The sequence below is a fragment of the Glaciihabitans sp. dw_435 genome, assembly GCF_018449675.1.
Lineage (GTDB): Bacteria > Actinomycetota > Actinomycetes > Actinomycetales > Microbacteriaceae > Glaciihabitans.
The window spans coordinates 1-22,577 of record NZ_JAAVUZ010000021.1; the positions used below are offsets into that span (position 1 = coordinate 1).

A 22,577-nucleotide genomic window follows, 5' to 3' on the forward strand; every position below is an offset into this window, starting at 1 on the left:
TCACCACACACCACACCACTCGTTTCATAGTTATGCGACTACATAGTGGTCGGACTGTGGTGTGATCGTGTGACGAGGCCGCCTTCGGGCGGCCTTCGTTCGTTAAGGAGGGCGCGGTTAGGCTCGAGGGATGAGTAGCGCTACGCCCGGGTCATCCCGTGTCCTGTCCATTGTTCTTGACGTCGTTTTTGTGATGGCGTTCGTACTCATCGGCCGCAGCAGCCACTCCGAAGGATTCTCGATAGTCGGCACACTGAATACGGCGTGGCCGTTTCTCGCCGGGTTGCTGGTGGGCTGGCTGATGATGCGCGCGTGGACGAGTCCGCGGCGGGTGGTGTGGACCGGTGTGGGGATCTGGCTGTCGACGGTAGTGGTGGGCCTCGTGCTGCGCGCGGTGTCCGGCCAGGGCGTGCAGCTGAGCTTTGCGATCGTGACGGCGGTGGTGCTGGCGATCTTCCTGCTGGGGTGGCGGGGTGTGTCCGCGGTTATGGCACGTCGCCGGTCAGGAGCGGGCGCCTCGGCGTAGTGGTGGTTGCCGCTGCGGAGTGGCGGCGGCTATTACGGACCAGCGGTAGCCGTTACGGAGTGCCGGGGCGGTTACGGTGCGCCGGTTGCCGTCGGTGAGTGCCGGTGGCCGTCAGGGAGCGCCGGTTGCCGTTACGGTGTGTCGGCGGGGTGCTGGGCCGGCGCGATGGAGCCCGCAGGCTGCCGGCGCGCGTGGAGCTGCGTGACCAGTGACGTCACGGGCTGGATGAGCAGCAGGAGCAGCATCGCCCAGAGGTTTACGTGCGGCACGAACACCGCGACGATGAGCGCGGTGGCGAACAGCACGGTCGTGACGACGTTGACGGCCGCGCCCGAGTACTGCATGGGGTAGTCGACCGGGCTGAGTTTCGGGTTGCGATAGATGGTGATCGTGATGGTGGTGAGCACCAGGCTGCTCAGGGTCATGGTGCCGACATAGGCGGCGATGGACAGGGGCTCCGTCGGCAGCTCGGAGATGAGCGCCGTGGGCAGCGGGAGCAACACGATCGTGAATGCCCAGAGCAGTGTGAGCCGCAGGATTCCCTGTGTGTAGGCGCGGACGTGCTGGAAGACCGCGTGGTGGGTGCGCCAGAGGGACGCGATGACCACGAAGCTCAGGCCGAAGCCGAGAAGTTGATCCCGGTTGTCCTTCACGAAGCGGGAGAAGTTCGCCCCGTCTTCGGTGGAGAATTTCGGAACGAGGTCCACGAGGGGGAGCACGAGCAGGGTGATCGCGATGGCGACCACGGCATCGGTGAAGAAGACGACCCGGTCGAGTCCGCGTTCGGTAGCCATGTGTTCACGCTAGTCGGTCTCGGTGGGGCGCAGAGCGCCGGCGGCCCGGGGCATCCACTTTCACAGTCGACAGTCAAACTGGGAAGGTAAACTGTCTATGTGTCTACCGATCCGCTTCTTACCGCGCAACTGTTCCGTCTGAATATCGACCGATTGCGGAGGTCCATCCGCAGCCGATCGAGTATCGAGGGCATCCCGCGCGGGCAGGAGGCGGCGCTGAGCCAGCTCAGTCGCAAGGGGCCGATGGCGATCGCGGACCTGGCGCGGTGGGAGCTGATTCGCCCCCAGTCGATGGGCGTGATCGTCGCCGACCTGCTGGCGGCGGGTCTCGTGAGTAAGTCCCCGGACACCGCCGACGGACGACGGGGGTTGCTCGATCTGACTCCGGAGGGTGTCGCGGCGCTGCAGGACATCTCGCGGAGACGGGATGCCGACTTCGCGGCGCTCATGGAGACGCAGCTGACGGACGCCGAGCGCGAGACGGTTGCTGAGGCCATGGTGCTTCTCGAACGCATCACGCGGGAAGACTCGTGAGCGCGCGCGTCTCGGGGTATGGTCCCCGCTTTGTCATCCCCGTTCTCATCGGACCGGTTCTGAACCCGATCAACACGACCATGATCTCGGTGGCGCTGGTGCCCATCGCCCGGGATCTCAACGTCGATTCCTCGGTGGTCATCTGGCTCGTCGCAGCCCTGTACCTCGCGAGCGCGATCGCCCAGCCCACCATGGGCAAGCTCGCCGACCGATTTGGTCCGAGGAAGATCTACATCATCGGGCTGATCGTCGTTCTCGTTGCCGCCGTGCTTCCGATGGCGATCCCGGGGTTCGCCGGGGTGCTCATCGCTCGCGTGCTGCTGGGCATCGGGACATCCGCCGCCTATCCGTCTGCCATGGCGCTCATCCGCGACCAGTCCCTGCGGCTCGGCCAGACGACGCCACCCGCCCTGCTGTCCGCTCTCTCGATCGCCGGTCTTGCCACCGCGGCGGTGGGTCCGCCACTCGGTGGTGCCCTCATCGCGCTGTTCGGGTGGCAGTCGATCTTCCTGGTGAATCTTCCGCTGGCTGGTGCCGCCCTCGTCATGAGCATCCTGTGGCTGCCGTCGGACTCGACGCGAATCGCGCCAGCAAAGCAGGGATCGGCGTGGTCGTCCATCGACCCCGTCGGCCTGGTGCTCTTTGGGGGAACGATCGCCGCGCTGCTGGTGTTCCTCCTCGACCTGCGGTCGGGTTACTGGTGGTTGCTGGTCGTGGGAATTGTGCTTGCCGCAGCCCTCGTCTGGTGGTCGCTGCGCCGCCCGACACCCTTCCTCGACCTGCGCATGCTCGCGAGCAACGGCCCCCTGACCCGCACGTACCTGCGGTTGTTCCTCCTCTATGTGGCGTCGTACTCGATGGTCTACGGCTTCAGCCAGTGGCTGCAGGATGCCGCGGGGTACAGCAGTGGGATCGCCGGTCTGTTGCAGTTGCCCACCGCACTGCTCGCCGGGGTCGCGTCCTTCGTGATCGCACGCACCACCGCCCTGCGCCTGCCGCTCATCGTGGCCGGACTCTTCCCGCTGGCGGGTGGATTGATTCTGGCCGTGATCACGTCCAACGCGAGCATCGGACTGCTGCTGGCGATCGCAAGCCTCTTCGGCGTCGCGCAGGGACTCGCGTCGGTGTCGAACCAGGCGGCGCTGTACCGGCAGGCGCCCGGTAATCAGATCGGTGTGGCCGCGGGGCTGTCCCGCACGTCCATCTACCTGGGTGCGATCGTGTCCTCGAGCGTGATCGGCATCGTCTTCGGGCAGTCACCCACGGATGCGAATATCCACGTCATCGGGTGGGTCATCGCGGTCGCTACCGCTGGCGCGGCGCTCCTCGCGGTCTTCGACCGTTCGCTGCGGAAGCCCGTAACCGGCTAAGGGGGAATCCCCGGAATCGTGCGGGTCTGGGCGGTGTGGGGCGGCGCGACTAGACGCTCGCGCCCGCCGGTATTCCGGCGACGAGGGAGTCGAGGAGGCCAGGGAATCGCTCGTCAAGATCGGCCCGACGCAGGACGACATCGCGGTTGCGGCCGTGGGTGCGGGTGGACGTGACGCCCGCCTCGCGCAGCACTTTGTAGTGGTGAGACATCGTGGACTTGTGCAGACCCAGCATGATGTCGTCGCTGCCGCAAGGGTGAAAGTTGCCGTCACTGAGAATGCCCACGATTTGCAGGCGCACCGGATCGCCAATGGCCTTGAGTATTTCGAGAAGTTGGATGTCGTCAGCGGATGGCTGTGGCAGAAGTTCAGACATGCGCAAAACGTCCCTTCTCACAATAGTTTGACAGAATTCGAACTATATCCGTATCCTCTACGGTATGACCAATATCAAACAGTACTCGGATGCGCCCGACAAGACGAGGGCCCGACTGCTGTTGCTCGCCTCCGGAACGTTCGTGGTGGGAACCGGTGGATTCGTCATCGCGGGTGTGCTGCCCGGCATCGGCGAATCACTCGGCGTCACCCAGAGCACGGCGAGCCTGCTCATCACCGTCTACGCCCTCGTCTTCGCCGTGAGCACGCCGCTGATCGCCATGGTCACCGGTCGGGTATCGCGCACCACCCTGATGGTTCTCGGGCTGGCAGTGGTGACGGCGGGAAATATCCTTCTTGCGCTCGCCCCCTCGTTCGAGGTTGCGGTATTCGCGCGGGTGCTGGCCGCCCTCGGTGCCGCCGCGTTCGTGCCGGCCGCAACCGCATCTGCCGCCGCCATTGCGGCTCCCGGAAAACAGGGGCGCGCGATCTCGCTGGTGTCGTCCGGGTTCACTGCCGCGACCGCTCTCGGCGCACCGATTGGTACCGCGATCGGCGCGATCGGCACGTGGCACTCGGCGCTGTGGTTCGTGGTGATCCTGGGCGCCGTGGTTGTGGTTGGCGTATCCACCCTGCTGCGCCGGATCCCACTGCCGGCACCTCTTACCGCTCGCCAGCGATTCGCACCCCTGGCCAACGCACGTGTCGGCGTGACCCTGATCACCGTTGTGCTCCTGGTCACCGGCCAATACAGCGGCTACACCTTCTTCGGCTCGGTGCAGGATCGCGCCACCGACGGCAACGGAACGATTCTCGCCATCCTGCTCTTCGTCTACGGGGTGTTCGCCACGGCCGGCAACCTCGTCGCGGGCACCCTGTCCGACCGTTTCGGTAACCGCCGCGTGCTCGACATCGCGCTGGTCGTGCTGATCGTGGACTTCATCGTGATGCCATTTGCCGCAGCGACTCTGGTCGGCGCGATTATCACCATCGCCATCTGGGCGGCGGCGGCGTGGGCGGCCGTGCTGGCGACACAGCACCGCATCGTCGAGATCATGCCGAGCGCCATCGCCTGGCAGTCATCCGCGACCTTCGTGGGTATCGCCCTGTCCGGGCCGCTCGGGTCCATCGCCATCGGAACCGTGGGAGCGCACAACCTCACCTGGGTGGCGGCGGGGGTAATCCTGCTCGCGCTGATTGCCGGAGGATTCAGTCATCTGCTCATCGCGCGGCACGCGAAGGCAGCTCACGAACCGATGCCCGCGGGCGAGGATGCGGGTACGGCGGCGGTCATCGCACCTCGCTGATCGCGAACGGTGCGCCCGTGACATCCACTGCCCGCGCATTGCGGCCGTACGCGGAATCGGTCACGCTCTCGAGCATGCGCCCGCCGAGCTCGGTGATGCGTTCCGCCGCGGCGTCCGCATTGCCCACGCCGATGTAGTTCAGCCAGTGGGAGCCCTGGGCGTCGAGGTCATCGTGCGCGGTGGAGCTGTCGTAGATGCCCGCGACGGGATCCTGGCCGGCCGGCGCGAAGACCACCATGCGGAACTCGTCGGTGTTGCTGAGCTCCTGGAGCGTCCAGTCGAACACGTGCTGGTAGAAGGGAACGGTGGCGGCGTACGCGGAGGTATGCAACTCGTGCCAGACGGGCGCGTTGGCTTCGTTGACGACACCGAACCCGCGATGGGTGCCCTTCTGCCAGGCGGCGATGGGAGCGCCGGATGGATCGGACGAGATGACCATCACTCCGTTGTCGCCGGCTTCGTCGTTGAAATACAGCTGGCCACCGCTCGCGGGGACCCGGCGGGCGGTGTCGTTGGCATCGTCGGTGAGCAGGTAGGTGAGCCAGGCGTCCGGCATCCCGGTGCTCGGGTCCTTGGCCATGAGCCCGGCGACGTGGCGATTGTTGAGGAAGAAATTGACGTACGCATTCGCGTCGGACCCGCTCACGGTGTGGGTCCACCCGAACAGTGCTTCGTAGAACGCGATCGAGGCGTCGACGTCGCTGGTGGCCAATTCCATCCAGACGGGCGCTCCGGGGATGGTGATATCGAGGTTCGGCATGCGAGGCTCCTTCGCGGGGTTCACGTCGTTGTGTGGGGCGATAGTTTCATGATTCCCCCTGACGATGCGTCGTCAAGCCCTGATTCGTGGTGGAGAATAGAGAGCGTCGCAGCACCGCACCACGATTTCGGATAGGAACCCCATGAACGGCTTCGCCATCGCCATCGCCCTCGTACTCTTCGTCGGCGGCATTGCGCTGTTCGGGTTCGCCTTCCAGGTGCCGGATTTCAAGGCACTCGTCTTCTTCGCGGGCATCGTCGCGATCGTTATCTCGATCGCGATTCCGTTCCACTTCCTCAAGCGCACCGACGCGTAACCCGGTCGCCTGACCTGCCGCGCGTCACCCGCGGCGCACCGCGGCTCAGGCCGCGGGCTTCAAGACCTCGTTGGTGAACGAGTTCAGCCGGGTCAGCAGACCCGCGGCGCGGGACGCGACAACATCGGCAGGGCTCGGCTGCATGTCGGACGGCGGCGGCAGAATGCGGATGATGGTCGAGCACGCCAGGTCCGAGCAGATGTAGGTTCCCACGGTGTTGCCGTTGCGACCGGCTTCTCCCGCCTTGGGCACGCTGAACAGGCTCACCTGGTTGGCGGGCTGTTGCGTGCGGCACAGCGAGCACATGGCAGACATGCTGCGGGACATCCGGTTCTCCGCCGCCCGCACGATCATTCCGACCGGCACATCGTTGCGCCAGTACACGATGTAGCCCCGCTGCGGCGCCTGTGGGTCGCGCCAGCCGAGATACTCGCGGGCATCCCACACGGTTTCGTGCAACCCGGGCAGGGGCATGCGCTCGATGATGTCGGGGTCGGCGTTGACGATCGATGCGCGGATCTCGTCGGGGGTGAGCGGCTTCATGCTCTCCTTTTCGGGTGCGACAGTGGCGTTTCTACGGTAGTCGACGGGCCTAGAAGCCCTCAACCGCGTGCGGCAGGTAGGGGCGCTCGAGCCGGCCGATCTCATCGGCGGTCAGTGCGAGGTCGAGCGCCGCGACGGCATCCACCAGGTGGTGCGTTTTGGTCGCGCCCACGATGGGTGCGGTCACGGCACTGCTCTGGATGACCCACGCCAGCGCCACCTGCGCGCGAGAGACACCCCGCTCCCGCGCCACGTCGCCCACGGCGTCGACGACGAGGCGGGCGGCATCCACGGTCTGCCGGTACAGGGTCTTACCAAACTCGTCGGAGGCGCTTCGCTCGGTGGACTCGTCCCAGTCCCGGGTGAGGCGCCCGCGCGCGAGGGGGCTCCACGGCAGCACTCCCACGCCGGAGTCGATGCACAGCGGGTGCATCTCGCGCTCCTCCTCCCGGTTGAGCAGGTTGTACTGGTCCTGCATAGAAACGAATCGGGTCCACCCGTTCGCGTCGGCCGCGTACTGCATCTTGGAGAACTGCCACGCGTACATCGAGGAGGCGCCGATGTAGCGCGCCTTGCCCGCCTTCACCACGTCGTGCAGCGCCTCCATCGTCTCCTCGACCGGAACGGTCGGGTCAAACCGGTGAATTTGGTAGAGGTCGATGTAGTCGGTGTTCAGTCGCTTCAGGCTCGCGTCGACCTCGTGCATGATCGCGGCGCGGGACAGGCCCTTGCCGTGCGGTCCCGGACGCATCACGCCGTGCACCTTGGTAGCGATGACGACGTCCTCGCGGCGGGCCATCTCGCCGAGCAGCTGCCCCGTGATTTCCTCACTGGACCCCAGCGAGTACACGTTGGCGGTGTCGAAGGTGGTGACGCCGAGGTCGAGGGCCTGGCGGAAGAATGGCCGGCTCTCGTCCAGTCCCACGCTCCACGGGTGTGCCCCGCGGTCCGGATCGCCATAGGTCATGCAGCCGAGCACGATCGAAGAGACCTTGAGTCCGCTCGAGCCGACGCGCTGGTACCTCACAGCGCGGTGTCCTGATCGGAGGTGTCCTGGCCGGAGGTGTCCTGGTCTGAGGTGTCCTCGTCGGACGTCGCGTCCGATGCGTCGCCGCCCTCGGGGTGTGCGTCGCCCGGGTCATCCGCCCGATGCCGCGGCTGGCGCACGGTGGCATCCTCGCCGATGGCGTCGATCGACCGCAGCGCATCGCGCAGGTCGGGGGTGTCGTTGGAAGAAGCGCCGGTGTCTGTGTTGTCGTTCTGGCCCATCCACTCAGCGTAGACGCGGCGGCCCGAAATCCGGTGAGTGCCGGGGTGGGGTTGAATGGCAGCGTGACTTCTGAGCTTGTTGACCTCCTCCGCGCCGACCTGTCCGCCGCCCGCTTCACCGTGCGCATCCTCACCGAGCTGTGGGGCGACGACGCGGATGCGGCGCTGCACCGCGGGCACCGGGTTCCGGCGCGGCGTGCCCTGGATGCGCGGGCCCGGGATGGACGGGTGGATGCCTCGTGCACGCTCGCCACCCTGTGGGTGCTCGGCCTTCCCGTGGCCGAGGCCGACCTCACCGCAGCGCTCCCGCAGCTCGGAATCGACGGCGCCATCTCGCTCGGTCTGATCGCGCGTGCGGGAGATCCCGTTGCCGACGCGATCGCCCCCGGGGTGTGGACATCGGTGGCGCCCGACGTGCTTGTGCCCCTGCTCGATCTGCGCCCCTATAGCTTCACCGATGCGGGTGAGACCGTCGACTGGTGGATCGCCAGTGACCTCGGCGAACTCGCCACCGGACGCCCGCTCTCCGAAACCCATGTCCTCGGCGTCGGCGGGGCATCCCTCACCCTCAGCGGCATCATGATTCACGCGCCCGTCGACAGGGTGCTCGACCTCGGCACGGGCTGCGGCATCCAGGCGATGCACGCCTCCCGTCATGCGCGACGTGTGGTCGCCACCGACATCTCGCAGCCGGCACTCGTGCTCGCCGAACTCAACGCGCGGCTGAACGGCATCGCGAACATCGAGTTCCGTCTCGGCAGCCTGTTCGAGCCGGTGGCGGGGGAGCGCTTCGACCACATCGTCTCGAACCCGCCGTTCGTGATCACGCCCCGCGCCGACGGAGTGCCGTCGTACGAATACCGCGATGGCGGCCGCGTGGGAGACGCCCTCGTTGCCGAGGTCATCGCCGGGGTCGCCCAGCACCTGGTGCCCGGCGGCATCGCCCAGCTGCTCGGCAACTGGGAGTACCGCGCGGCCAGCGATGGAAGTGAGCAGGACGCCTTCGACCGGGTGGGCGGATGGCTCGATCCGACGGGTCTCGACGCGTGGATCATCGAGCGCGAGGTGCAGGACGCCGCCCTCTACGCCGAGACCTGGATCCGCGACGGCGGAACGCTGCCGGGCCCGAACTTCGACCGGCTCTCCGATGCGTGGCTCAACGACTTTGCCCACCGCGGGGTGACCCGGGTGGGCTTCGGCTACCTCACGCTGCGCTCGCCGCAGGGCACGGCCCCGACCCTGCGCCGCCTCGAGCGACTCGGCGGGCCGGTGGGAGCGGGACTCGGCGAGCACATTGCCGCGACGCTCGCCGCCCACGACTGGCAGAACGCGCTGGATGACGAGGCCCTGTCGCGCGCGATGCTGACGGTGGCGACGGATGTCACGGAGGAGCGTCACTACTGGCCCGGTGACGAGGATCCCGCCGCGATGACCCTTCGCCAGGGTGCAGCCTTTGCCCGCGTGTACCCGATGGGAACGGTGCTCTCGGCGGTGGTCGGTGCGTGCGACGGCGAACTCAGCATCGCCGCGATCTGTGCGGCGCTGGCGCAACTGCTCGATCTGAACGAGGCGGATGTGCTCGACGAGGTGCTGCCCGCTCTCCGCGAGCTCACGGTGACGGGCTTCCTGGCGGTCTGACCTCAGGCGCGGCCCACAATCGCGACGAACGGGCTGCTTCGGCGCAGGCTCACCCGCAGCGACAGGTGTCCGCGCCGCGCAAGGTGCACGCCGATCGCGATTGCGGCAAGCAGCGGGATGACGCCGGACACCGCCATCCCGAAATGCGGGCCGTAGTGCTCGACGAGCCAGCCCATGATGGGACCGCCGACCGCCTGGCTGCCGAGGAGCACGATCACGTAGACCGACATCACGCGTCCGCGGATGCCCATGTTCGACGACATCTGGATGAGCGAGTTCGCGGCGGTGATGCACAGCAGGTCGGCGACCCCGATCGAAATCAGCAGGATGCCGAAGGTCAGCTCGGAGGGCATAATCGCGGCCGCCAGCTGCAACAGGCCCCACGCACCCCCGGCGACGATGACCGTGCGCAGACGCACCGACGCGCGCCGGGTCGACGCGATGGCTCCGCTGAGCGCACCGATGGCGACGAGGGTGTTGAAGATGCCGTAGCCGGCCGCGCCCACGTCGAACACGTCGTTGGCATAGGACGTGAGGATGACCGGCATCGTCAGTGCGAACGTCGACAGCACGCAGACCATCACGATGGTCCAGAGAATCGCGGGCTTCTGGAACACGTAGACGAGACCCTCGCGCAGCTGCCCCTTCGCCCGCGGGGTCGGGGCAGAGCGCACCAGCGCGGACGTCTTCAACCGCGAGAGTGTCACGACCGTCACCACGCACGTGGCCGCGTTGATCGCAAACGCCCAGCCGGCACCCACCGCAACGAGCAGCACGCCCGCCAGGGCCGGGCCGATCAGCCCGCCGAGCTGGAACACCGACGAGTTCACGCTGATCGCGTTACGCAGGTGCTTGGGACCCACCAGCTCGTTGACGAATACCTGCCGCGTCGGGTTGTCCACGACGGTGACCATGCCCACGAGGAACGCGATGAGGAAGACGTGCCAGGCCTGGATGACACCGGTCAGCGCCAGCACGGCGAGGACGGCGCTGAGCAGGCCGGTTGCGCCCTGCGTCACCATCAGAAGCATCCGCTTCGAATACCTGTCGACGATCACCCCGCCCCAGAGCCCGAAGACGAGCATCGGGGTGAACTGCAGGGCCACCGTGATGCCCACGGCCGCGACGCTGCCCGTGAGCTCGAGCACCAGCCAGTCCTGGGTGATGCGCTGCATCCACGTGCCCGCCATCGCGACCACGTTGGACAGGGTGAAGAGCCGAAAGTTCGGAACCCGGAGCGAGCTGAGGGTGTCGCTCCACGGTGCGCGTCCCTGCGCGATGGGCATTGGTCCGGTCGGGGGAAACGTGGGTGATTCTGCGGCGCTCACTGATGTCCTGAAATTGGTTTCGTATGAAAAGTCGTCCCCCAACGCTAGCCTTCTGCGCCTATTCCATGACTAAATTGAACGTATATCTCCCATTACGTTTTCGAATGGATGACCCGTGTTTGATCCTGTCCTGCTCCGAACGTTTCTCGCGGTCGCCGAGACCCTCAGTTTCACCGGCGCGGGCGTGCAGCTCGGGCTGAGCCAGCCGACGGTCAGTCAGCACGTGCGCAAACTCGAGGTGGCGTCCGGGCGCCTGCTGGTCTCCCGCGACACCCGCGAGGTGCACCTGACCGACAACGGCGATGCGATGGCGGGGTTTGCCCGCACCATCCTGGCCGCGCACTCCGCGGCATCCACCTATTTCAGCGGGTCGGCCATGAAGGGACGCCTGCGCTTCGGGACAGCGGATGACTTGGCGATCACGCAACTGCCGAGAATCCTGCGGCACTTCCGGCAGCTGTATCCCCAGATCAACCTCGAACTGACCGTGAACCAGAGCGGGCCCCTATACCGCAGGCTGAAGGCCGGACAGCTCGATCTCATCTTCATCAAGTCGACGGCGGGGCGGGAGACCGAGGGCATCCGCGTGCGCCGGGACAACATGGTGTGGGTCGGTCACGAGAAGACACTCATCGAGCCGGGGTCGCCCGTGCCGCTGATCGCCTACCAGGCGCCGAGCGTCAGCCGGCAGATCGCGATCGACGCGCTGGAGTCGGCGGGCCGCACCTGGCGGATCACCTGCAACACCCGGGAGGTGAGCGGGCTGCTTGCCGCGGTGCGCGCGGGGCTGGGGGTCGCGGTGTTCCCGCACACGTTGATTCCGGAGGACCTCGTGAAGGTGACCAACCGGTTCGAACTGCCTGCGCTCGGCGACGTGGACTTCACCCTGCTGTCAAACCCCACCGCGCCGAAGGAACCCACCGAGGCGCTCATCGCCGCGATCATGGACCGGGCGCTCGTGCGGCAGTAGTGGTGCTGCCGCGGGTCAGCGGCGGTGGAGCTTGGAGTCCTGGGGGATCCGCACCGTCAGCGCGAGGTGGTCGACGGTGGCCTTGAGCGCGACGGCCTTGCCGAAGGGGTCGCCATCGAGCTCGAACTCCTGGGGCTGCTCGAGTCGCAGCACCAGTTCCTTGCCCTTCATATAGCGCAGTGTGCGCACCTCGCGGCTGAGGCTCATGAGCTTGCGGCCGACCTGGCTGCGGCGCAGCACGCCGTTTTCCCACACGATCTTCACCCAGATCTGCGCCCAACCGATGAAGCCCTCGGGTCGCAGGGCAACGATGTCGAAGATGCCGTCGTCGATGATTGCGTCGGGCAGCAGCAGGATGTTGGCGGGCAGCGAACCGCAGTTGCCGATCAGCAGGGTGTGGGCGCTGAGTGTCTTCACCAGGGCGCCATCGAGCTGGTAGCGGATGCGGAGCTTCGCGCTTCCCTTGAGGGAGCGGGCAATCGCGTCGACGTACGCGAGCCAGCCGACGCGGGCCTTGAGCTTGGGGTTGGTGTGGGCGAGCATGTCCGCGTCGAGACCGACGCCGGCCATGACAAGAAACACGTGTTTGTCGCGGGAGCCGTCTTCGCGCCGCGCCTCGACGATGCCGAGGTCGATCTTGCGGTCCTGGCCGGTGAAGGCGGTGGTGACCGACGAGGCAAGGTTGTCGAGCGTGAGGCTCAGGTTGCGGGCGAGAAGATTCCCGGTGCCGGAGGGGAGCAGTCCGATGGGAACTGTGCTGCCGCGCAGCGCCTCCGCGACGGCCCTGATCGTGCCATCGCCTCCCGCTGCCATGACGACGTCGGCTCCCTGTGCCAGAGCGAGAACGGTCTGGCCGCCGCCCGGGTCATCCACCGACGTCTCAAAAAAGAGGCTGGGACCCCACCCGGCAGACTGCTCGGCGGACTCGACGGCCGCCCGCAGTTTCGCGATATCGACCTTGATCGGGTTGTAGACGATCGCAGCCGTTTGGGTCGCTATGGACTCGGCAACAGGCATGGGCTAACGCTACCGGTTAGGAGGGAAGGGACGCGGGCTGTACTCCAAAGTAGACTGGCGCGGTGATTGACCCACAACTTCTTCGTGACAACCCTGACCTGCTCCGCCGTTCGCAGGAAGCCCGCGGCGACTCCGTGACCGTGGTGGACGAGGCAGTCGCTGCCGACGTGCTGCGCCGCACCACCATCGGCGACTACGAAAAGCTGCGTGCCGAGCAGAACGCGTTCGGCCGCCACGTGGCCATGGCGCCCAAGGACGAGAAGAAAGCGCTCGTGCAGCAGGCGCAGAAGTTCGCCGGCCGCGTCAAGGACGCGCAGCAGGTGGCGACCGACGCCGAGGCGGAGTTCAACCGCGTTGCCCGCATGATTGCGAACCCCATCATCGAGGGTGTGCCCGCCGGCGGCGAGGAGAACTTCGTCACCATTCGCGAGGTCGGCGAGAAGCCGACGTTCGACTTTGAGCCGCGCGACCACGTCGACATCGGCGAGATCCTCGGTGCGCTCGACATGACCCGTGGCACAAAGGTCAGCGGCGCCCGCTTCTACTTCCTGCGCGGAATCGGCGCACGACTCGAGATCGCGCTCATGAACATGGCGCTCGACAAGGCGCTCGCCGAGGGCTTCGAGCCGCTCATCACGCCGACCCTCGTGCGCCCCGAGATCATGAACGGCACCGGATTCCTCGGTGAGCACGCGGACGAGATCTACTACCTGCCCGCCGACGACCTGTACCTGACCGGCACGAGCGAGGTCGCGCTCGCCGGGTTCCACAGCGACGAGATCATCGATGTGACCGAGGGCCCCATCCGCTACGCCGGCTGGTCGACCTGCTACCGCCGCGAAGCAGGATCGGGCGGCAAGGACAACCGCGGAATCCTGCGCGTGCACCAGTTCAACAAGCTCGAGATGTTCAGCTACGTGCTGCCCGAGGACGCCGAGGCCGAGCACCTTCGCCTGCTGTCGTTCCAGGAGTCGATGCTGCAGGCCTGCGGGCTCAGCTACCGCGTCATCGACGTCGCCGCCGGTGACCTCGGCTCCAGCGCCGCGCGCAAATACGACATCGAGGCGTGGGTTCCCACCCAGGGCACCTACCGCGAGCTCACCAGCACCTCGAACTGCACGACCTACCAGGCGCGCCGTCTCGACACCCGCTACCGCACCGAGTCGGGCAAGACCACGCCCGTCGCGACGCTGAACGGCACGCTGGCCACGACCCGCTGGATCGTCGCGATCCTCGAGACTCACCAGCGCGAGGACGGCTCGGTCACCGTTCCGGAGGCCCTGCGCCCCTACCTCGGTGGCCTCGAGGTCTTCGAGCCCAAGAAGTGACCGATCGCTGGCTGATCGCCCTCGACATCGATGGCACGACGATGCGCGAGGACGGCATCATCGGGCAGGACGTGCTCGACGAGATCGCCCGTGTTTCCGCGCTCGGGCACGAGGTCATGCTCGCCACCGGTCGCTCGGTGTCGCTGACCCTTCCGGTGCTCGATCGCCTGGGCATCACCCCGACGTACATCGTCTGCTCGAACGGCGCCATCACCCTGAAGAGGGATACGGATGCCCCGCTCGGCTACTCACGCGAACATGTGGTGAGTTTTGACCCCACCGAGGTAATCACCACGATCCGCGCCAACCTCTCGACGGCGAACTATGCCGTGGAGGACCAGGACGGGCTGTACCGCTTCACCGGATCCTTCCCGGACGGCGCCCTCGGTGCCGCGTCCGAGAAGGTGGAGTTCGACGACCTGCTCGGAATGCCCGCCACCCGCGTCGTGGTGATCTCGCCGGAGCACGAGCTGGAGGAGTTCCTCTCCATCGTCAGCAAGATGGGCCTGCACAAGGTCAGCTACAACGTCGGCTGGACCGCGTGGCTCGACATCGCTCCCGACGGCGTGAACAAGTCGACGGCGCTGGAGCGTGTGCGCGGCCTTCTCGACATTCCGCGGTCGCGCGTCATGGCCGTCGGCGACGGCCGCAACGACATCGACATGCTCGAGTGGGCATCTGCGTCCGGACGTGGCGTCGCCATGGATCAGGCCCCGGAGGAAGTGAAGGCGGCCGCCAACGAGACGACGGCGACGGACCTCAACGACGGTGTCGCGCGGGTGCTCGAAAGCTTCTAGAACGGGGTTCATGCCGCCCGTGGCATCCGGCGCATGCAGCTTTGCCTGCCGGGAATCCGTTACAATCGGGCGTTGGTACCGGGAGGGCTGTCCGAGTGGCCGATGGAGCCAGTCTTGAAAACTGGTGGGCAGAAATGTCTCGTGGGTTCGAATCCCACGCCCTCCGCATAACTGCATGAAAGAAAGGGATCCGATGACTGAACTGCGACCCCGCGATCGGGGACAGTCACGGATTCCGGGTATTGCCCGGCACGGCCGGCTGCCGAAACCGAGCCCCTGGCTGTTCGTACTCAAGATCGTGGCATCCGCCCTCGCAGTTGTGCTGGTCAGTGGCGCCGCCATTGCCGGCGTCGCGTTCTACAACATCGAGAGCGGCATCACCACGACCGACATCCACACAGGTGAGGCCGAGGCTCCGCCCCCCACCATCGGTGCCTACCCCGGTGGATACAACCTGCTGATCGTTGGAAGCGACACCCGCGATGGCCAGGGCGGAATCGGTGGCGACGACGGAGGCTCCAACCTCAACGACGTCACCATGCTCCTGCACGTCTCGGCGGATCACACCAGTGCCACCGCCGTCAGCATCCCGCGCGACATGGTCGTGCCGATCCCTGACTGCGGCAACAACTCGGCCATGGCCGGGCAGCCCATCAACGTGACCCTCTACTACGGTGGCCTGCAGTGCACGGTGAAGACCGTTGAAGAGCTCACCGGACTGAAGATCCAGTTTGCCGGCCTCATCACCTTCAAGGGTGTCATCGAGATGTCCAATGCCGTCGGTGGCGTCAACGTCTGCGTCACCGGTCCCGTCAACGACAGTGACACCGGACTCCACCTGAAGGCCGGAACCACCAAGCTCAAGGGCGCCAGGGCTCTGGCGTTCCTCCGCACGCGCCACGGCGTCGGTGACGGCAGCGACCTCGGCCGCATCAGCTCGCAGCAGGTATACCTGTCGTCGCTGGTGCGCACGCTGAAGAGCAGTGACACCCTCAGCAACCCGACGAAGCTCTACTCGATCGCGACCGCGGCGACGAGCAACATGACCCTGTCGTCGAACATGAAGAGCGTCGACACCCTTGTCTCGATCGCACAGTCGCTGCGCACCATTCCGCTGGAGCGCGTCGTGTTCGTGCAGTATCCCAGCACCACCGGTGTTGGCGGTATCTACACCGGCAAGGTCGCCCCGCTGCAGGCACAGGCCGACTCGCTCTTCAAGCTGATCAAGGCAGACAAGGCATTCGACCTTGGAGTCGTTACCGGTAACCGCGGATCCGTGCCTGACCCGAACGCCACCGCGTCTGCCACCCCCACGGCACCGGCGACACCGACGTCCACCCCGACGCCGACGAACACCCCCACCGCCACGTCGGTTCCGACCGCTACCCCGACGCCGACCACCACAAAGGTGCCGGTTCTCGACGGTGTCATCGGCCAGTCGGCGGCGGACTACACCTGCTCGAAGGCGAACAACTAACGTCGGTTGGGTCATCCGGTGTCCGAGTGGATTCGGACACTGGCCAACCTATGGATATGATTGCTGTCGAGCACAATGGAGCTGTCGCATAGTTCGGCCTAGTGCACCACCCTGCTAAGGTGGAGAGGGGTTTATACTCCTCCGTGGGTTCAAATCCCACCGGCTCCGCACTTCGAAATAGCCCCAGAATCCGCGTGATTCTGGGGCTATTTCGCTTTCACGACGCATTCTCTTGGCCGTTCAGTTGGCCCGGACGAGTGGGTGTATCCCAGGACTCGTCTTTAGCTCTCGTGAATGCTCGTATCGCGAAGCGAAATTACGTCTTCCGGCCGACGCGGCACTCGTTCGGTCGGATGATCCTTGAATAACTCCGTTGCAAACTACTCAATGCCGGACATGTACTCATGAATCCCACGAAAGGGGAACCATGGCTATCCGATCCGAGCATGCCTTCACCGGTCTGTACCGCCAGCAGTATGACGATCTCTTGCGCTTTGTGCGCAGGCGGGCCCACCCCGACGCTGTGGACGACATCGTCGCCGAAACCTTCCTCGCGGCGTGGCGACGCCGAGCCGAGCTGCCCCATGAGGTGCGCCCCTGGCTCTTTCGAACAGCGCGACACCTCATGCTCAATGCGAGCCGGGGTGATCACCGCCAGGATGCGCTGGCCGTCAAGATCGGGACGCAGGGCGAGACGACGCTCGAATGGTCAGCGGATGACCGCATCGATGTGCAGTCCGCCTGGCGAGCACTCCCGGCAGTGGATCAGGAAATTCTGGCCCTCGGAATCTGGGAAGACCTCCCCCAAGCCGAAGCTGCAGCCGTCATCGGATGCTCCCGCGCTGCATATGCCATGCGCCTTACCCGCGCCAAGCGCCACCTCGCGGACCTTCTTGAAGCGCCCACCACTGCCACTCTCTTTCCCGTAACACGCTGAACGGACCAACAATGACTCAGAAAACCTTCGACCTCATCCGCACCCTCGACGCGGCACCGGCCTCCAGCATCACCGCCGACGACTCCGAGCGACGGGAAGCCCTGCTCCATCAGATCCTGAGTTCGTCGACGAGCGTAACGCCGCAACGCCGACGCTCCGGCCGCGTCTGGGCGTCCGTCGGAATCGGCACCATGCTCGTCGGTGCGGCCGCATTCGGCGCCGTGATTGTCGTGCCTCACCTGGCGAACAACCCGGCGTCATCATCCTCTGTTGCCAGCGGCCCGCTTACTCCCATTCAGCTCGCGTCCTGGACGAGCAAACCCGCATCGCTTGCCGCGGGCTCACCGCTGGCCGACAAAGCCCAATCCTGGTGCGAAACCAACCTTGGCGTCGCGAATGGAGCGGGCGGCGCATCCACCATCTCCAACCTCGACGCGCGTGGATCGGTGGCGTCAATGATCTACCAGCGCAACGGTTTGCTGTACTACTGCCTCAGCGGGGGCGACGGCACTGGGGCGTGGGAAGTTGTGGACCAGGCGCCGTCGTCAGGATCCGTTGCTGACGACAGCCTTCTCCTCGACTCCGCGGGCAGTCACGGCAACGGCGCGGCCGGTCTCACGTACGCGGTTGGTTTCGCCGGCAGCGCCGTGAAGGCCGTGACCTTCCACGAGTCCGGACTGGCGCCCATCGATGCCACGGTTGACGGCGGTCGTTGGACAGCATGGTGGCCAACTCCTGATGCGAGCGCCCATGGTGGCCCCTCGGGCACCATCACCATCTCCACCACAGACGGTCAAACGCACACCGTGGCGGCAGATTCCATCTACCCGAACTAGATCGACAGCCCAGTGGCGGCCGTCTCGACCATGGAGACGGCCGCCACCCAGACCCTTACCGGCTGCCGAGCCTGCGCGGCAAAGCGCCGGCGTGACGAGCCATCGTGCGAACCGCGTTCTACTGGCGAGGTCTCACGGCCGTGACGGACGAGTGTCGGTCCAGTCGATGAGCAGACGGCGTTCGGCGAAAAGCCATTCGCCGTTGCGTTTGGCGTACCGGTCCTCGTAGCGGATCGACATCAGGATGAGGCTGCGCCCGTCCTCGGTTTCGAGCAGATGGTGGGCCAGGCAATTGCCTTTGCCTGTGGCCTGGTCGGCACCGTCAAGCTCGATTGTGAACTGACCGTTGAAATGGGTGGTGACGGAGTACTGCGACAGGGTGGAGAAGCCTTCGATGTGCTGGTCGCGGGTGGTGAGGACGGCGTCCGGAACGCTCGATGAGCCCTGGAAGACGAGGGTGCGCCCGGCGGGAATGTAGAGGTCGGCTTGCTGCTCCGGGAGTCGACGATCAGCGAATGTGCCATAGGCGTCGATCAGTTCACGAATCGCGAGGCGGTCGGCAGCTTCTTCGGGTGAGATGGCTGTGTGAATGCTCATGTTCTGCTTCCTGGTCGGTCCTCGATGATCTTTCACCTTCGCCTGCCCATGTCTACTACGCGTTTCCGATCCACAGTGAGATTCCCGCGAGCTATTTCGCTTTCCCGGTATCAATGCCAACGGTCACGCCGTCTTCGCACCGCCGGACGGTTCTCCTACTTCGTTGGGAGTACATCCGGGCCGTTGTCGGCAACGAGAATCAGAGCATGAGCACGAGGTCACGCCTGGCCAGGGGTCGGCTCAGCACGAGTGAAAAGAAAGTGGGCTATCGATGACTGCGTACGACGTGGAGGCCTGGACGGAATTCTTTCTCGGAGTCGCCGGGGCCGTCGCCGCGCTGAGCGGACTGATTTTTGTGGGCGTCAGCGTGAACCTGCCCAAGATTCTCGAGGCCGAGAAGGTGGAAGGAGGAAGTTTCCTGACGGGACGAGCAATCGAAGCGCTCGTCGCACTGTTGAGCGTTCTGGGGATCGCCACCTTCGGGCTGGCTCCCGATCTTGGGCACGTCGCCTTCAGTGTCGTTCTCCTCACCGGCGCGGTCTTCTGTGTCATTGCTCCGGTGCGCCTCGTGATGGTGGTCATTCGCACGAAGCACCGTCCCGCAGGATTCGTTAGCCGTCTGGCATTTGCGACCGCGCTGGTGGCATGCCTCATCGCGGGAGGCATCAGCCTCCTGGCCGGCGTGGGTGGCGGCCTTTACTGGTTGCCGTTCGCCGTCGTTGCTGCAGTTACCGTCGCGGCCGTCAATGCGTGGGTTCTGCTCGTCGAGGTGATGCGCTGACCGACCCGGTAGACACCAGGTCGGCCGCCGTTGCCTCGCCGTCGAACCCTCGCGGCATTGTGATGGTGGACCGGGTGCCAATGCCCACCGTGCTGTCGACGGTCGCGGTTCCGTGGTGGGCAGAGACAATCATTGACACGATGGCAAGGCCAAGCCCCGCACCGGCGATGGCGCTGCCACGCACTGATTCCGCGCGGTAGAAACGCTCGAAGACGTGCCTGAGGTCCGCGGCGGGAATTCCGGTTCCGGTGTCTTCCACGGTGATCGTCATCGTCGCGGAATGCATGGCTGCGGTCACGTGAATCGTGCCGCCCCGCGGTGTGTACTTCACGGCATTGGTGAGGAGGTTGTCGAGCACCTGGGTGAAACGGCCATGGTCGACGGATGCCTCGAAGGGGCCATCGAAGTCGGTGGTGATGGACAGCCCGCTATTGTCTGCACGAAAGCGGATCGCGTCGATGGCCTGGCGCACGACATTCGTGATTTCGACCGGCCGCTTGCGCAGGCTCATGTCGTCATCGGTGACGTGAAGGAGGTCACCGATGCGCATGAGGAGCTGGTTGGAATTTCGCTGGATGATCCCCAGTTCGCGCTCGATACCCACTTCGGCGACATCGATTGAATCTTCGATCAGTTCGAGGTACCCGATGATGGACGTGAGCGGGGTGCGCAACTCGTGGGAGACGCCGGCGAGAAAGTCCTCTCGTGCCCGGATTGCATCGGTGAGTTCGGTGACGTCTTTGGAGACGAAGACCGATCCGATGTGCTGATCGTCGTGACCGATGACCGGGCGTGCCGTCACGAGAATTGACCGCTGTTCAGGGCCATCCCCAATCCAATACAGGCGCGAGTCGAAGTACTCGCCCCGAGCCGCCTGAGCCATCATTTGTTCTTCTGGCGGGATGGGTGTCACGCGGTCGGATTCGTACACAGAGGTGCCGGCTCTGGAGGTGGCATCGACGTTCGACTTGGCCAGTATCGTGCGCGCTGCCTTGTTGGTGAAGGCGACCGTGTTGTCGGCCCGCACATAGGACGTGCCGACGTCCATGGTGTCAAGCACCGTGCTCATTACAGCGCGCTGGTTCTCTGACTCGAGAGCTGCTTCGTCGCTCACGCGTGTTGCCTCCCGGAGCTGCCGCTGACTGCGCTGCAGCAGTACGGAGAAGTAGTGAACCACGACGGAGGTGACCGCGACGATGATGAAGACCACGAGGGTGCTGATCCAGTCGGTCGGGTCGTGAAGGGGGATGCCCCGGTCAATGATGGGAAACGCGGAAACGAACGCGGTCCCGAGAATTGCTGCTATCAAGCCGGCGGTGCCGAAAGCGAATGACATGATGACGACGGGGAAGAGCACGAGCACGTCGATGGTCGGATATGCCGGCATCAGGGCGGCGCTGATAAATCCGATCGCGACGAGATCGAAGCTGGACATGATGAGCCCGGTGACTTCAGCGTTGTTCTCCCAGGGGACGAGGAACCCGGCGATCGCGATAGCAACAACGGCAGCCCACGGCCATACAACGTCGTCGATGGCGTCATAGGGGATTCCGGCAAGCAAGACCGCGGTCAGGGTGAGGCTGAGCAGCAGCGCGAATGGCACCTGCGTGCGGTACATCACTCCGCGTCGACCAGCGGGTGTGCGCCGCACATTGAGCGTGGTCAGGGCATCGCCTAAGAAGGAGGAGGGATTCCGCGCGGTCACAATGGCTCCAAGTGCCGGGCCGGGGACTGGGGCCTACGCCAGGGCGCGTCGAATGACGCCTGAGTTAGTTCGGAGTAGTCGCTTCGAGGGTTTGGTCGTCGGCGGTGAGCTTGCGCAGCACCGTCGCCAGCATGGTCCTTTCGTCCTCGTCGAGAGCTGCAAACAGCTCGGGCAGCACATTCTGGGAGGCGGCGGTTCCGTCGGCGAGGAGGGCGCGACCCTCATCGGTGAGTTCGTGCGCGACGCGGCGTCCAACCCCAGCCGAACGTTCGATGAGGCCGCGGCTCACCAGCCGGGTCGCGAGGGTGCCCCAGGACTGGTCGCTCTGGAAGGTCGCGAGCGCGAGGTCGTGACCGGATGCACCGGGGAACCGCGAAATCGCCCGGAGCGCGTCCCACTGCACCAGACTCGTTCCGAGCGGGCGCAGGGCGGCATCCATGGCGCGGTGGTTGCGATACTGCGCCTTCTTGACCAGCTGCCCCACCTGGGAGAGATCGACGCTGGGCTCGCTTTCGTCGTTCATGGTGTTAGCGTATCAGTACTAGTACATAAACATATTGATATAGGAGTCATGATGGTCTCGATCCACGACGCAGTCCGAGCGAACATCACCGAGGTGGGGAGCGGGCGACCCGTTCTCGTGCTGCATGGTGGGGGTGGGCCCTTCACCGTCGCGCCGATCAGCCATCATTTCGAGGCATCCGCTCACACACTGACTCCTACTCATCCGGGATGGAGCGGCACCCCGCGGCCGGACGATCTGCGCTCGGTGCGCACCCTCGCCTCCGAGTACGTGGCGCTGCTGCAGGAGCGCCAGTTCTCGGACGTGGTCATCATCGGCTCGTCGATCGGGGGATGGATCGCGGCAGAGATCGCCGCCGCCGCTGCCGAGAACGATCTCGATGGCCTGGTCGGTGCGCTGGTCGTCATCGATGGCACGGGCATCGACGTCCCCGAGGCGCCCGCCGCGGACTTCGCCGCCCTGAACGCGCGTCAGCGTGCCGAGGTTGCCTGGCACAACGCCGATCTCGGGTACCGCGACCCGGCATCGATGTCGGATGCCGAGCGCGCGGTGCTCGCCTCCAACGCCCAGGCGATGGCGGTGATCGCGGGCGCGCAGGATCCCACGTTCCCGGCCCGTCTCGGCCGCATCGCCGCGCCGACGCTCGTGCTCTGGGGTGCCAGCGATCGCGTCGTCACCCCCGCCTACGGTCGCGCCTTTGCCCGCCTCGTTCCGGGTGCACAGTTCGTCGAGATCCCGGAGGCCGGACACCTGCCGCAGTTGGAACAGCCCACCGCAACGTTCGCCGCGATCGACCGGTTCCTCGACGGCCTGTAGCCGCCGGCGACCGCACGGTGTGCGGCTGGTCCG

General features: G+C 65.7%; 25 protein-coding genes and 2 tRNA genes. 16 read left to right on the forward strand and 11 right to left on the reverse strand.

Annotated elements, in window-relative coordinates; all coding sequences use genetic code 11:
• Positions 1-130: 130 nt before the first annotated feature.
• Positions 131-526 (forward strand): DUF3054 domain-containing protein, encoded by a 396-nt coding sequence (locus tag HB677_RS16475; RefSeq protein WP_213816827.1) that lies wholly within the window; start codon positions 131-133, stop codon positions 524-526.
• 131 nt (positions 527-657) lie between these two features.
• Here HB677_RS16475 and HB677_RS16480 read toward each other — a convergent pair whose 3' ends face one another.
• Positions 658-1,320, reverse strand: a complete 663-nt coding sequence (locus HB677_RS16480) for a TMEM175 family protein (RefSeq protein WP_213816828.1) — start codon at positions 1,318-1,320, stop codon at positions 658-660.
• Between the two features lie 99 nt (positions 1,321-1,419).
• On the opposite strand from HB677_RS16480, the gene HB677_RS16485 reads away from it, so the two are divergent.
• Both HB677_RS16485 and HB677_RS16490 read left to right on the forward strand, forming a co-directional pair.
• Entirely contained in the window at positions 1,420-1,854 is a 435-nt protein-coding gene (locus HB677_RS16485; RefSeq protein ID WP_213816829.1) for a MarR family winged helix-turn-helix transcriptional regulator, read from the forward strand.
• Positions 1,851-3,224, forward strand: a complete 1,374-nt coding sequence (locus HB677_RS16490; RefSeq protein ID WP_213816830.1) for an MFS transporter — start codon at positions 1,851-1,853, stop codon at positions 3,222-3,224. Before HB677_RS16485 ends, HB677_RS16490 begins: the two co-directional genes overlap by 4 nt.
• A 49-nt stretch (positions 3,225-3,273) precedes the next feature.
• Here HB677_RS16490 and HB677_RS16495 read toward each other — a convergent pair whose 3' ends face one another.
• Positions 3,274-3,600, reverse strand: a complete 327-nt coding sequence (locus tag HB677_RS16495; protein ID WP_213816831.1) for a helix-turn-helix transcriptional regulator — start codon at positions 3,598-3,600, stop codon at positions 3,274-3,276.
• Between the two features lie 64 nt (positions 3,601-3,664).
• Here HB677_RS16495 and HB677_RS16500 point away from each other — a divergent pair, with 64 nt between their 5' ends.
• Entirely contained in the window at positions 3,665-4,906 is a 1,242-nt protein-coding gene (locus HB677_RS16500) for an MFS transporter (protein WP_213816832.1), read from the forward strand.
• On the opposite strand, the gene HB677_RS16505 is transcribed toward HB677_RS16500, so the two are convergent.
• Complete coding sequence (locus HB677_RS16505; protein WP_213816833.1) at positions 4,890-5,666, reverse strand: VOC family protein; 777 nt, start codon at positions 5,664-5,666, stop codon at positions 4,890-4,892. The two genes, HB677_RS16500 and HB677_RS16505, sit on opposite strands and share 17 nt — an antisense overlap.
• 142 nt (positions 5,667-5,808) lie before the next feature.
• Here HB677_RS16505 and HB677_RS16510 point away from each other — a divergent pair, with 142 nt between their 5' ends.
• Positions 5,809-5,982, forward strand: coding sequence for a hypothetical protein (locus HB677_RS16510; RefSeq protein ID WP_213816834.1), 174 nt, complete (start codon positions 5,809-5,811; stop codon positions 5,980-5,982).
• A 45-nt stretch (positions 5,983-6,027) separates the two neighbouring features.
• Here HB677_RS16510 and HB677_RS16515 read toward each other — a convergent pair whose 3' ends face one another.
• Genes HB677_RS16515 through HB677_RS16525 form a run of 3 tightly spaced genes read right to left on the reverse strand, consistent with a single transcriptional unit; the run spans position 6,028 to position 7,794 of the window.
• Positions 6,028-6,525 carry an FBP domain-containing protein gene (locus tag HB677_RS16515; RefSeq protein WP_213816835.1) on the reverse strand — a complete coding sequence of 166 codons (498 nt, stop codon included), beginning with the start codon at positions 6,523-6,525 and terminating at the stop codon, positions 6,028-6,030.
• A gap of 49 nt (positions 6,526-6,574) precedes the next feature.
• Entirely contained in the window at positions 6,575-7,552 is a 978-nt protein-coding gene (locus HB677_RS16520) for an aldo/keto reductase (RefSeq protein ID WP_213816836.1), read from the reverse strand.
• A complete protein-coding gene (locus HB677_RS16525) occupies positions 7,549-7,794 on the reverse strand; it encodes a hypothetical protein (protein ID WP_213816861.1) in 246 nt (81 codons plus the stop codon). The genes HB677_RS16520 and HB677_RS16525 overlap by 4 nt, the downstream gene beginning before the upstream one ends.
• A 63-nt stretch (positions 7,795-7,857) precedes the next feature.
• Here HB677_RS16525 and HB677_RS16530 point away from each other — a divergent pair, with 63 nt between their 5' ends.
• Positions 7,858-9,432, forward strand: a complete 1,575-nt coding sequence (locus tag HB677_RS16530) for a methyltransferase (RefSeq protein ID WP_307852631.1) — start codon at positions 7,858-7,860, stop codon at positions 9,430-9,432.
• Positions 9,433-9,434: 2 nt separating this feature from the next.
• On the opposite strand, the gene HB677_RS16535 is transcribed toward HB677_RS16530, so the two are convergent.
• A complete protein-coding gene (locus HB677_RS16535; RefSeq protein WP_213816860.1) occupies positions 9,435-10,718 on the reverse strand; it encodes an MFS transporter in 1,284 nt (427 codons plus the stop codon).
• Positions 10,719-10,875: 157 nt separating this feature from the next.
• Here HB677_RS16535 and HB677_RS16540 point away from each other — a divergent pair, with 157 nt between their 5' ends.
• Complete coding sequence (locus tag HB677_RS16540) at positions 10,876-11,730, forward strand: LysR substrate-binding domain-containing protein (RefSeq protein WP_213816838.1); 855 nt, start codon at positions 10,876-10,878, stop codon at positions 11,728-11,730.
• 15 nt (positions 11,731-11,745) lie between these two features.
• Here the strand turns inward: HB677_RS16540 and HB677_RS16545 are convergent, their stop codons facing one another.
• The gene (locus HB677_RS16545) at positions 11,746-12,747 is read right to left on the reverse strand and encodes a diacylglycerol kinase family protein (RefSeq protein ID WP_213816839.1); all 1,002 of its coding nucleotides are present in this window, start codon (positions 12,745-12,747) and stop codon (positions 11,746-11,748) included.
• Between the two features lie 62 nt (positions 12,748-12,809).
• Here HB677_RS16545 and serS point away from each other — a divergent pair, with 62 nt between their 5' ends.
• The 7 genes from serS to HB677_RS16580 all read left to right on the forward strand — a co-directional run bounded on the left by serS (position 12,810) and on the right by HB677_RS16580 (position 18,122).
• Positions 12,810-14,075 (forward strand): serine--tRNA ligase, encoded by a 1,266-nt coding sequence (gene serS, locus HB677_RS16550; RefSeq protein WP_213816840.1) that lies wholly within the window; start codon positions 12,810-12,812, stop codon positions 14,073-14,075.
• On the forward strand, positions 14,072-14,872 hold the full coding sequence (locus tag HB677_RS16555; protein WP_213816841.1) for an HAD family hydrolase: 801 nt from the start codon (positions 14,072-14,074) through the stop codon (positions 14,870-14,872). Before serS ends, HB677_RS16555 begins: the two co-directional genes overlap by 4 nt.
• A gap of 81 nt (positions 14,873-14,953) precedes the next feature.
• Positions 14,954-15,038, forward strand: a tRNA-Ser gene (locus HB677_RS16560).
• Between the two features lie 27 nt (positions 15,039-15,065).
• Positions 15,066-16,349, forward strand: a complete 1,284-nt coding sequence (locus HB677_RS16565) for an LCP family protein (protein WP_255546694.1) — start codon at positions 15,066-15,068, stop codon at positions 16,347-16,349.
• A 77-nt stretch (positions 16,350-16,426) separates the two neighbouring features.
• A tRNA-Ser gene (locus tag HB677_RS16570) sits at positions 16,427-16,517 on the forward strand.
• A gap of 259 nt (positions 16,518-16,776) precedes the next feature.
• Positions 16,777-17,286, forward strand: coding sequence for an RNA polymerase sigma factor (locus HB677_RS16575; RefSeq protein WP_213816843.1), 510 nt, complete (start codon positions 16,777-16,779; stop codon positions 17,284-17,286).
• Positions 17,287-17,297: 11 nt separating this feature from the next.
• On the forward strand, positions 17,298-18,122 hold the full coding sequence (locus HB677_RS16580) for a hypothetical protein (protein WP_213816844.1): 825 nt from the start codon (positions 17,298-17,300) through the stop codon (positions 18,120-18,122).
• A 132-nt stretch (positions 18,123-18,254) separates the two neighbouring features.
• Here the strand turns inward: HB677_RS16580 and HB677_RS16585 are convergent, their stop codons facing one another.
• Positions 18,255-18,719 carry a nuclear transport factor 2 family protein gene (locus tag HB677_RS16585; protein WP_213816845.1) on the reverse strand — a complete coding sequence of 155 codons (465 nt, stop codon included), beginning with the start codon at positions 18,717-18,719 and terminating at the stop codon, positions 18,255-18,257.
• A gap of 271 nt (positions 18,720-18,990) precedes the next feature.
• On the opposite strand from HB677_RS16585, the gene HB677_RS16590 reads away from it, so the two are divergent.
• Positions 18,991-19,500, forward strand: coding sequence for a hypothetical protein (locus HB677_RS16590; RefSeq protein WP_213816846.1), 510 nt, complete (start codon positions 18,991-18,993; stop codon positions 19,498-19,500).
• Here the strand turns inward: HB677_RS16590 and HB677_RS18910 are convergent.
• Both HB677_RS18910 and HB677_RS16600 read right to left on the reverse strand, forming a co-directional pair.
• Positions 19,463-21,205, reverse strand: a complete 1,743-nt coding sequence (locus HB677_RS18910) for an ATP-binding protein (RefSeq protein ID WP_213816847.1) — start codon at positions 21,203-21,205, stop codon at positions 19,463-19,465. The genes HB677_RS16590 and HB677_RS18910 overlap by 38 nt on opposite strands.
• A 64-nt stretch (positions 21,206-21,269) precedes the next feature.
• Positions 21,270-21,728: a MarR family winged helix-turn-helix transcriptional regulator gene (locus HB677_RS16600; RefSeq protein WP_213816848.1), complete on the reverse strand. Its 459-nt coding sequence runs from the start codon at positions 21,726-21,728 to the stop codon at positions 21,270-21,272.
• Between the two features lie 48 nt (positions 21,729-21,776).
• On the opposite strand from HB677_RS16600, the gene HB677_RS16605 reads away from it, so the two are divergent.
• Complete coding sequence (locus HB677_RS16605) at positions 21,777-22,544, forward strand: alpha/beta fold hydrolase (RefSeq protein WP_213816849.1); 768 nt, start codon at positions 21,777-21,779, stop codon at positions 22,542-22,544.
• Positions 22,545-22,577: the final 33 nt, after the last annotated feature.

Excerpts from the sequence above, each read along its gene's own strand:
- HB677_RS16475 (WP_213816827.1), top strand. The coding sequence starts at position 131 with ATGAGTAGCGCTACGCCCGGGTCATCCCGTGTCCTGTCCATTGTTCTT.
- HB677_RS16480 (WP_213816828.1), bottom strand. The coding sequence starts at position 1,320 with ATGGCTACCGAACGCGGACTCGACCGGGTCGTCTTCTTCACCGATGCC.
- HB677_RS16495 (WP_213816831.1), bottom strand. The coding sequence starts at position 3,600 with ATGTCTGAACTTCTGCCACAGCCATCCGCTGACGACATCCAACTTCTC.
- HB677_RS16500 (WP_213816832.1), top strand. The coding sequence starts at position 3,665 with ATGACCAATATCAAACAGTACTCGGATGCGCCCGACAAGACGAGGGCC.
- HB677_RS16505 (WP_213816833.1), bottom strand. The coding sequence starts at position 5,666 with ATGCCGAACCTCGATATCACCATCCCCGGAGCGCCCGTCTGGATGGAA.
- HB677_RS16510 (WP_213816834.1), top strand. The coding sequence starts at position 5,809 with ATGAACGGCTTCGCCATCGCCATCGCCCTCGTACTCTTCGTCGGCGGC.
- HB677_RS16515 (WP_213816835.1), bottom strand. The coding sequence starts at position 6,525 with ATGAAGCCGCTCACCCCCGACGAGATCCGCGCATCGATCGTCAACGCC.
- HB677_RS16525 (WP_213816861.1), bottom strand. The coding sequence starts at position 7,794 with ATGGGCCAGAACGACAACACAGACACCGGCGCTTCTTCCAACGACACC.
- HB677_RS16535 (WP_213816860.1), bottom strand. The coding sequence starts at position 10,718 with ATGCCCATCGCGCAGGGACGCGCACCGTGGAGCGACACCCTCAGCTCG.
- HB677_RS16545 (WP_213816839.1), bottom strand. The coding sequence starts at position 12,747 with ATGCCTGTTGCCGAGTCCATAGCGACCCAAACGGCTGCGATCGTCTAC.
- HB677_RS16565 (WP_255546694.1), top strand. The coding sequence starts at position 15,066 with ATGACTGAACTGCGACCCCGCGATCGGGGACAGTCACGGATTCCGGGT.
- HB677_RS16575 (WP_213816843.1), top strand. The coding sequence starts at position 16,777 with ATGGCTATCCGATCCGAGCATGCCTTCACCGGTCTGTACCGCCAGCAG.
- HB677_RS16580 (WP_213816844.1), top strand. The coding sequence starts at position 17,298 with ATGACTCAGAAAACCTTCGACCTCATCCGCACCCTCGACGCGGCACCG.
- HB677_RS16585 (WP_213816845.1), bottom strand. The coding sequence starts at position 18,719 with ATGAGCATTCACACAGCCATCTCACCCGAAGAAGCTGCCGACCGCCTC.
- HB677_RS16590 (WP_213816846.1), top strand. The coding sequence starts at position 18,991 with ATGACTGCGTACGACGTGGAGGCCTGGACGGAATTCTTTCTCGGAGTC.
- HB677_RS16600 (WP_213816848.1), bottom strand. The coding sequence starts at position 21,728 with ATGAACGACGAAAGCGAGCCCAGCGTCGATCTCTCCCAGGTGGGGCAG.
- HB677_RS16605 (WP_213816849.1), top strand. The coding sequence starts at position 21,777 with ATGATGGTCTCGATCCACGACGCAGTCCGAGCGAACATCACCGAGGTG.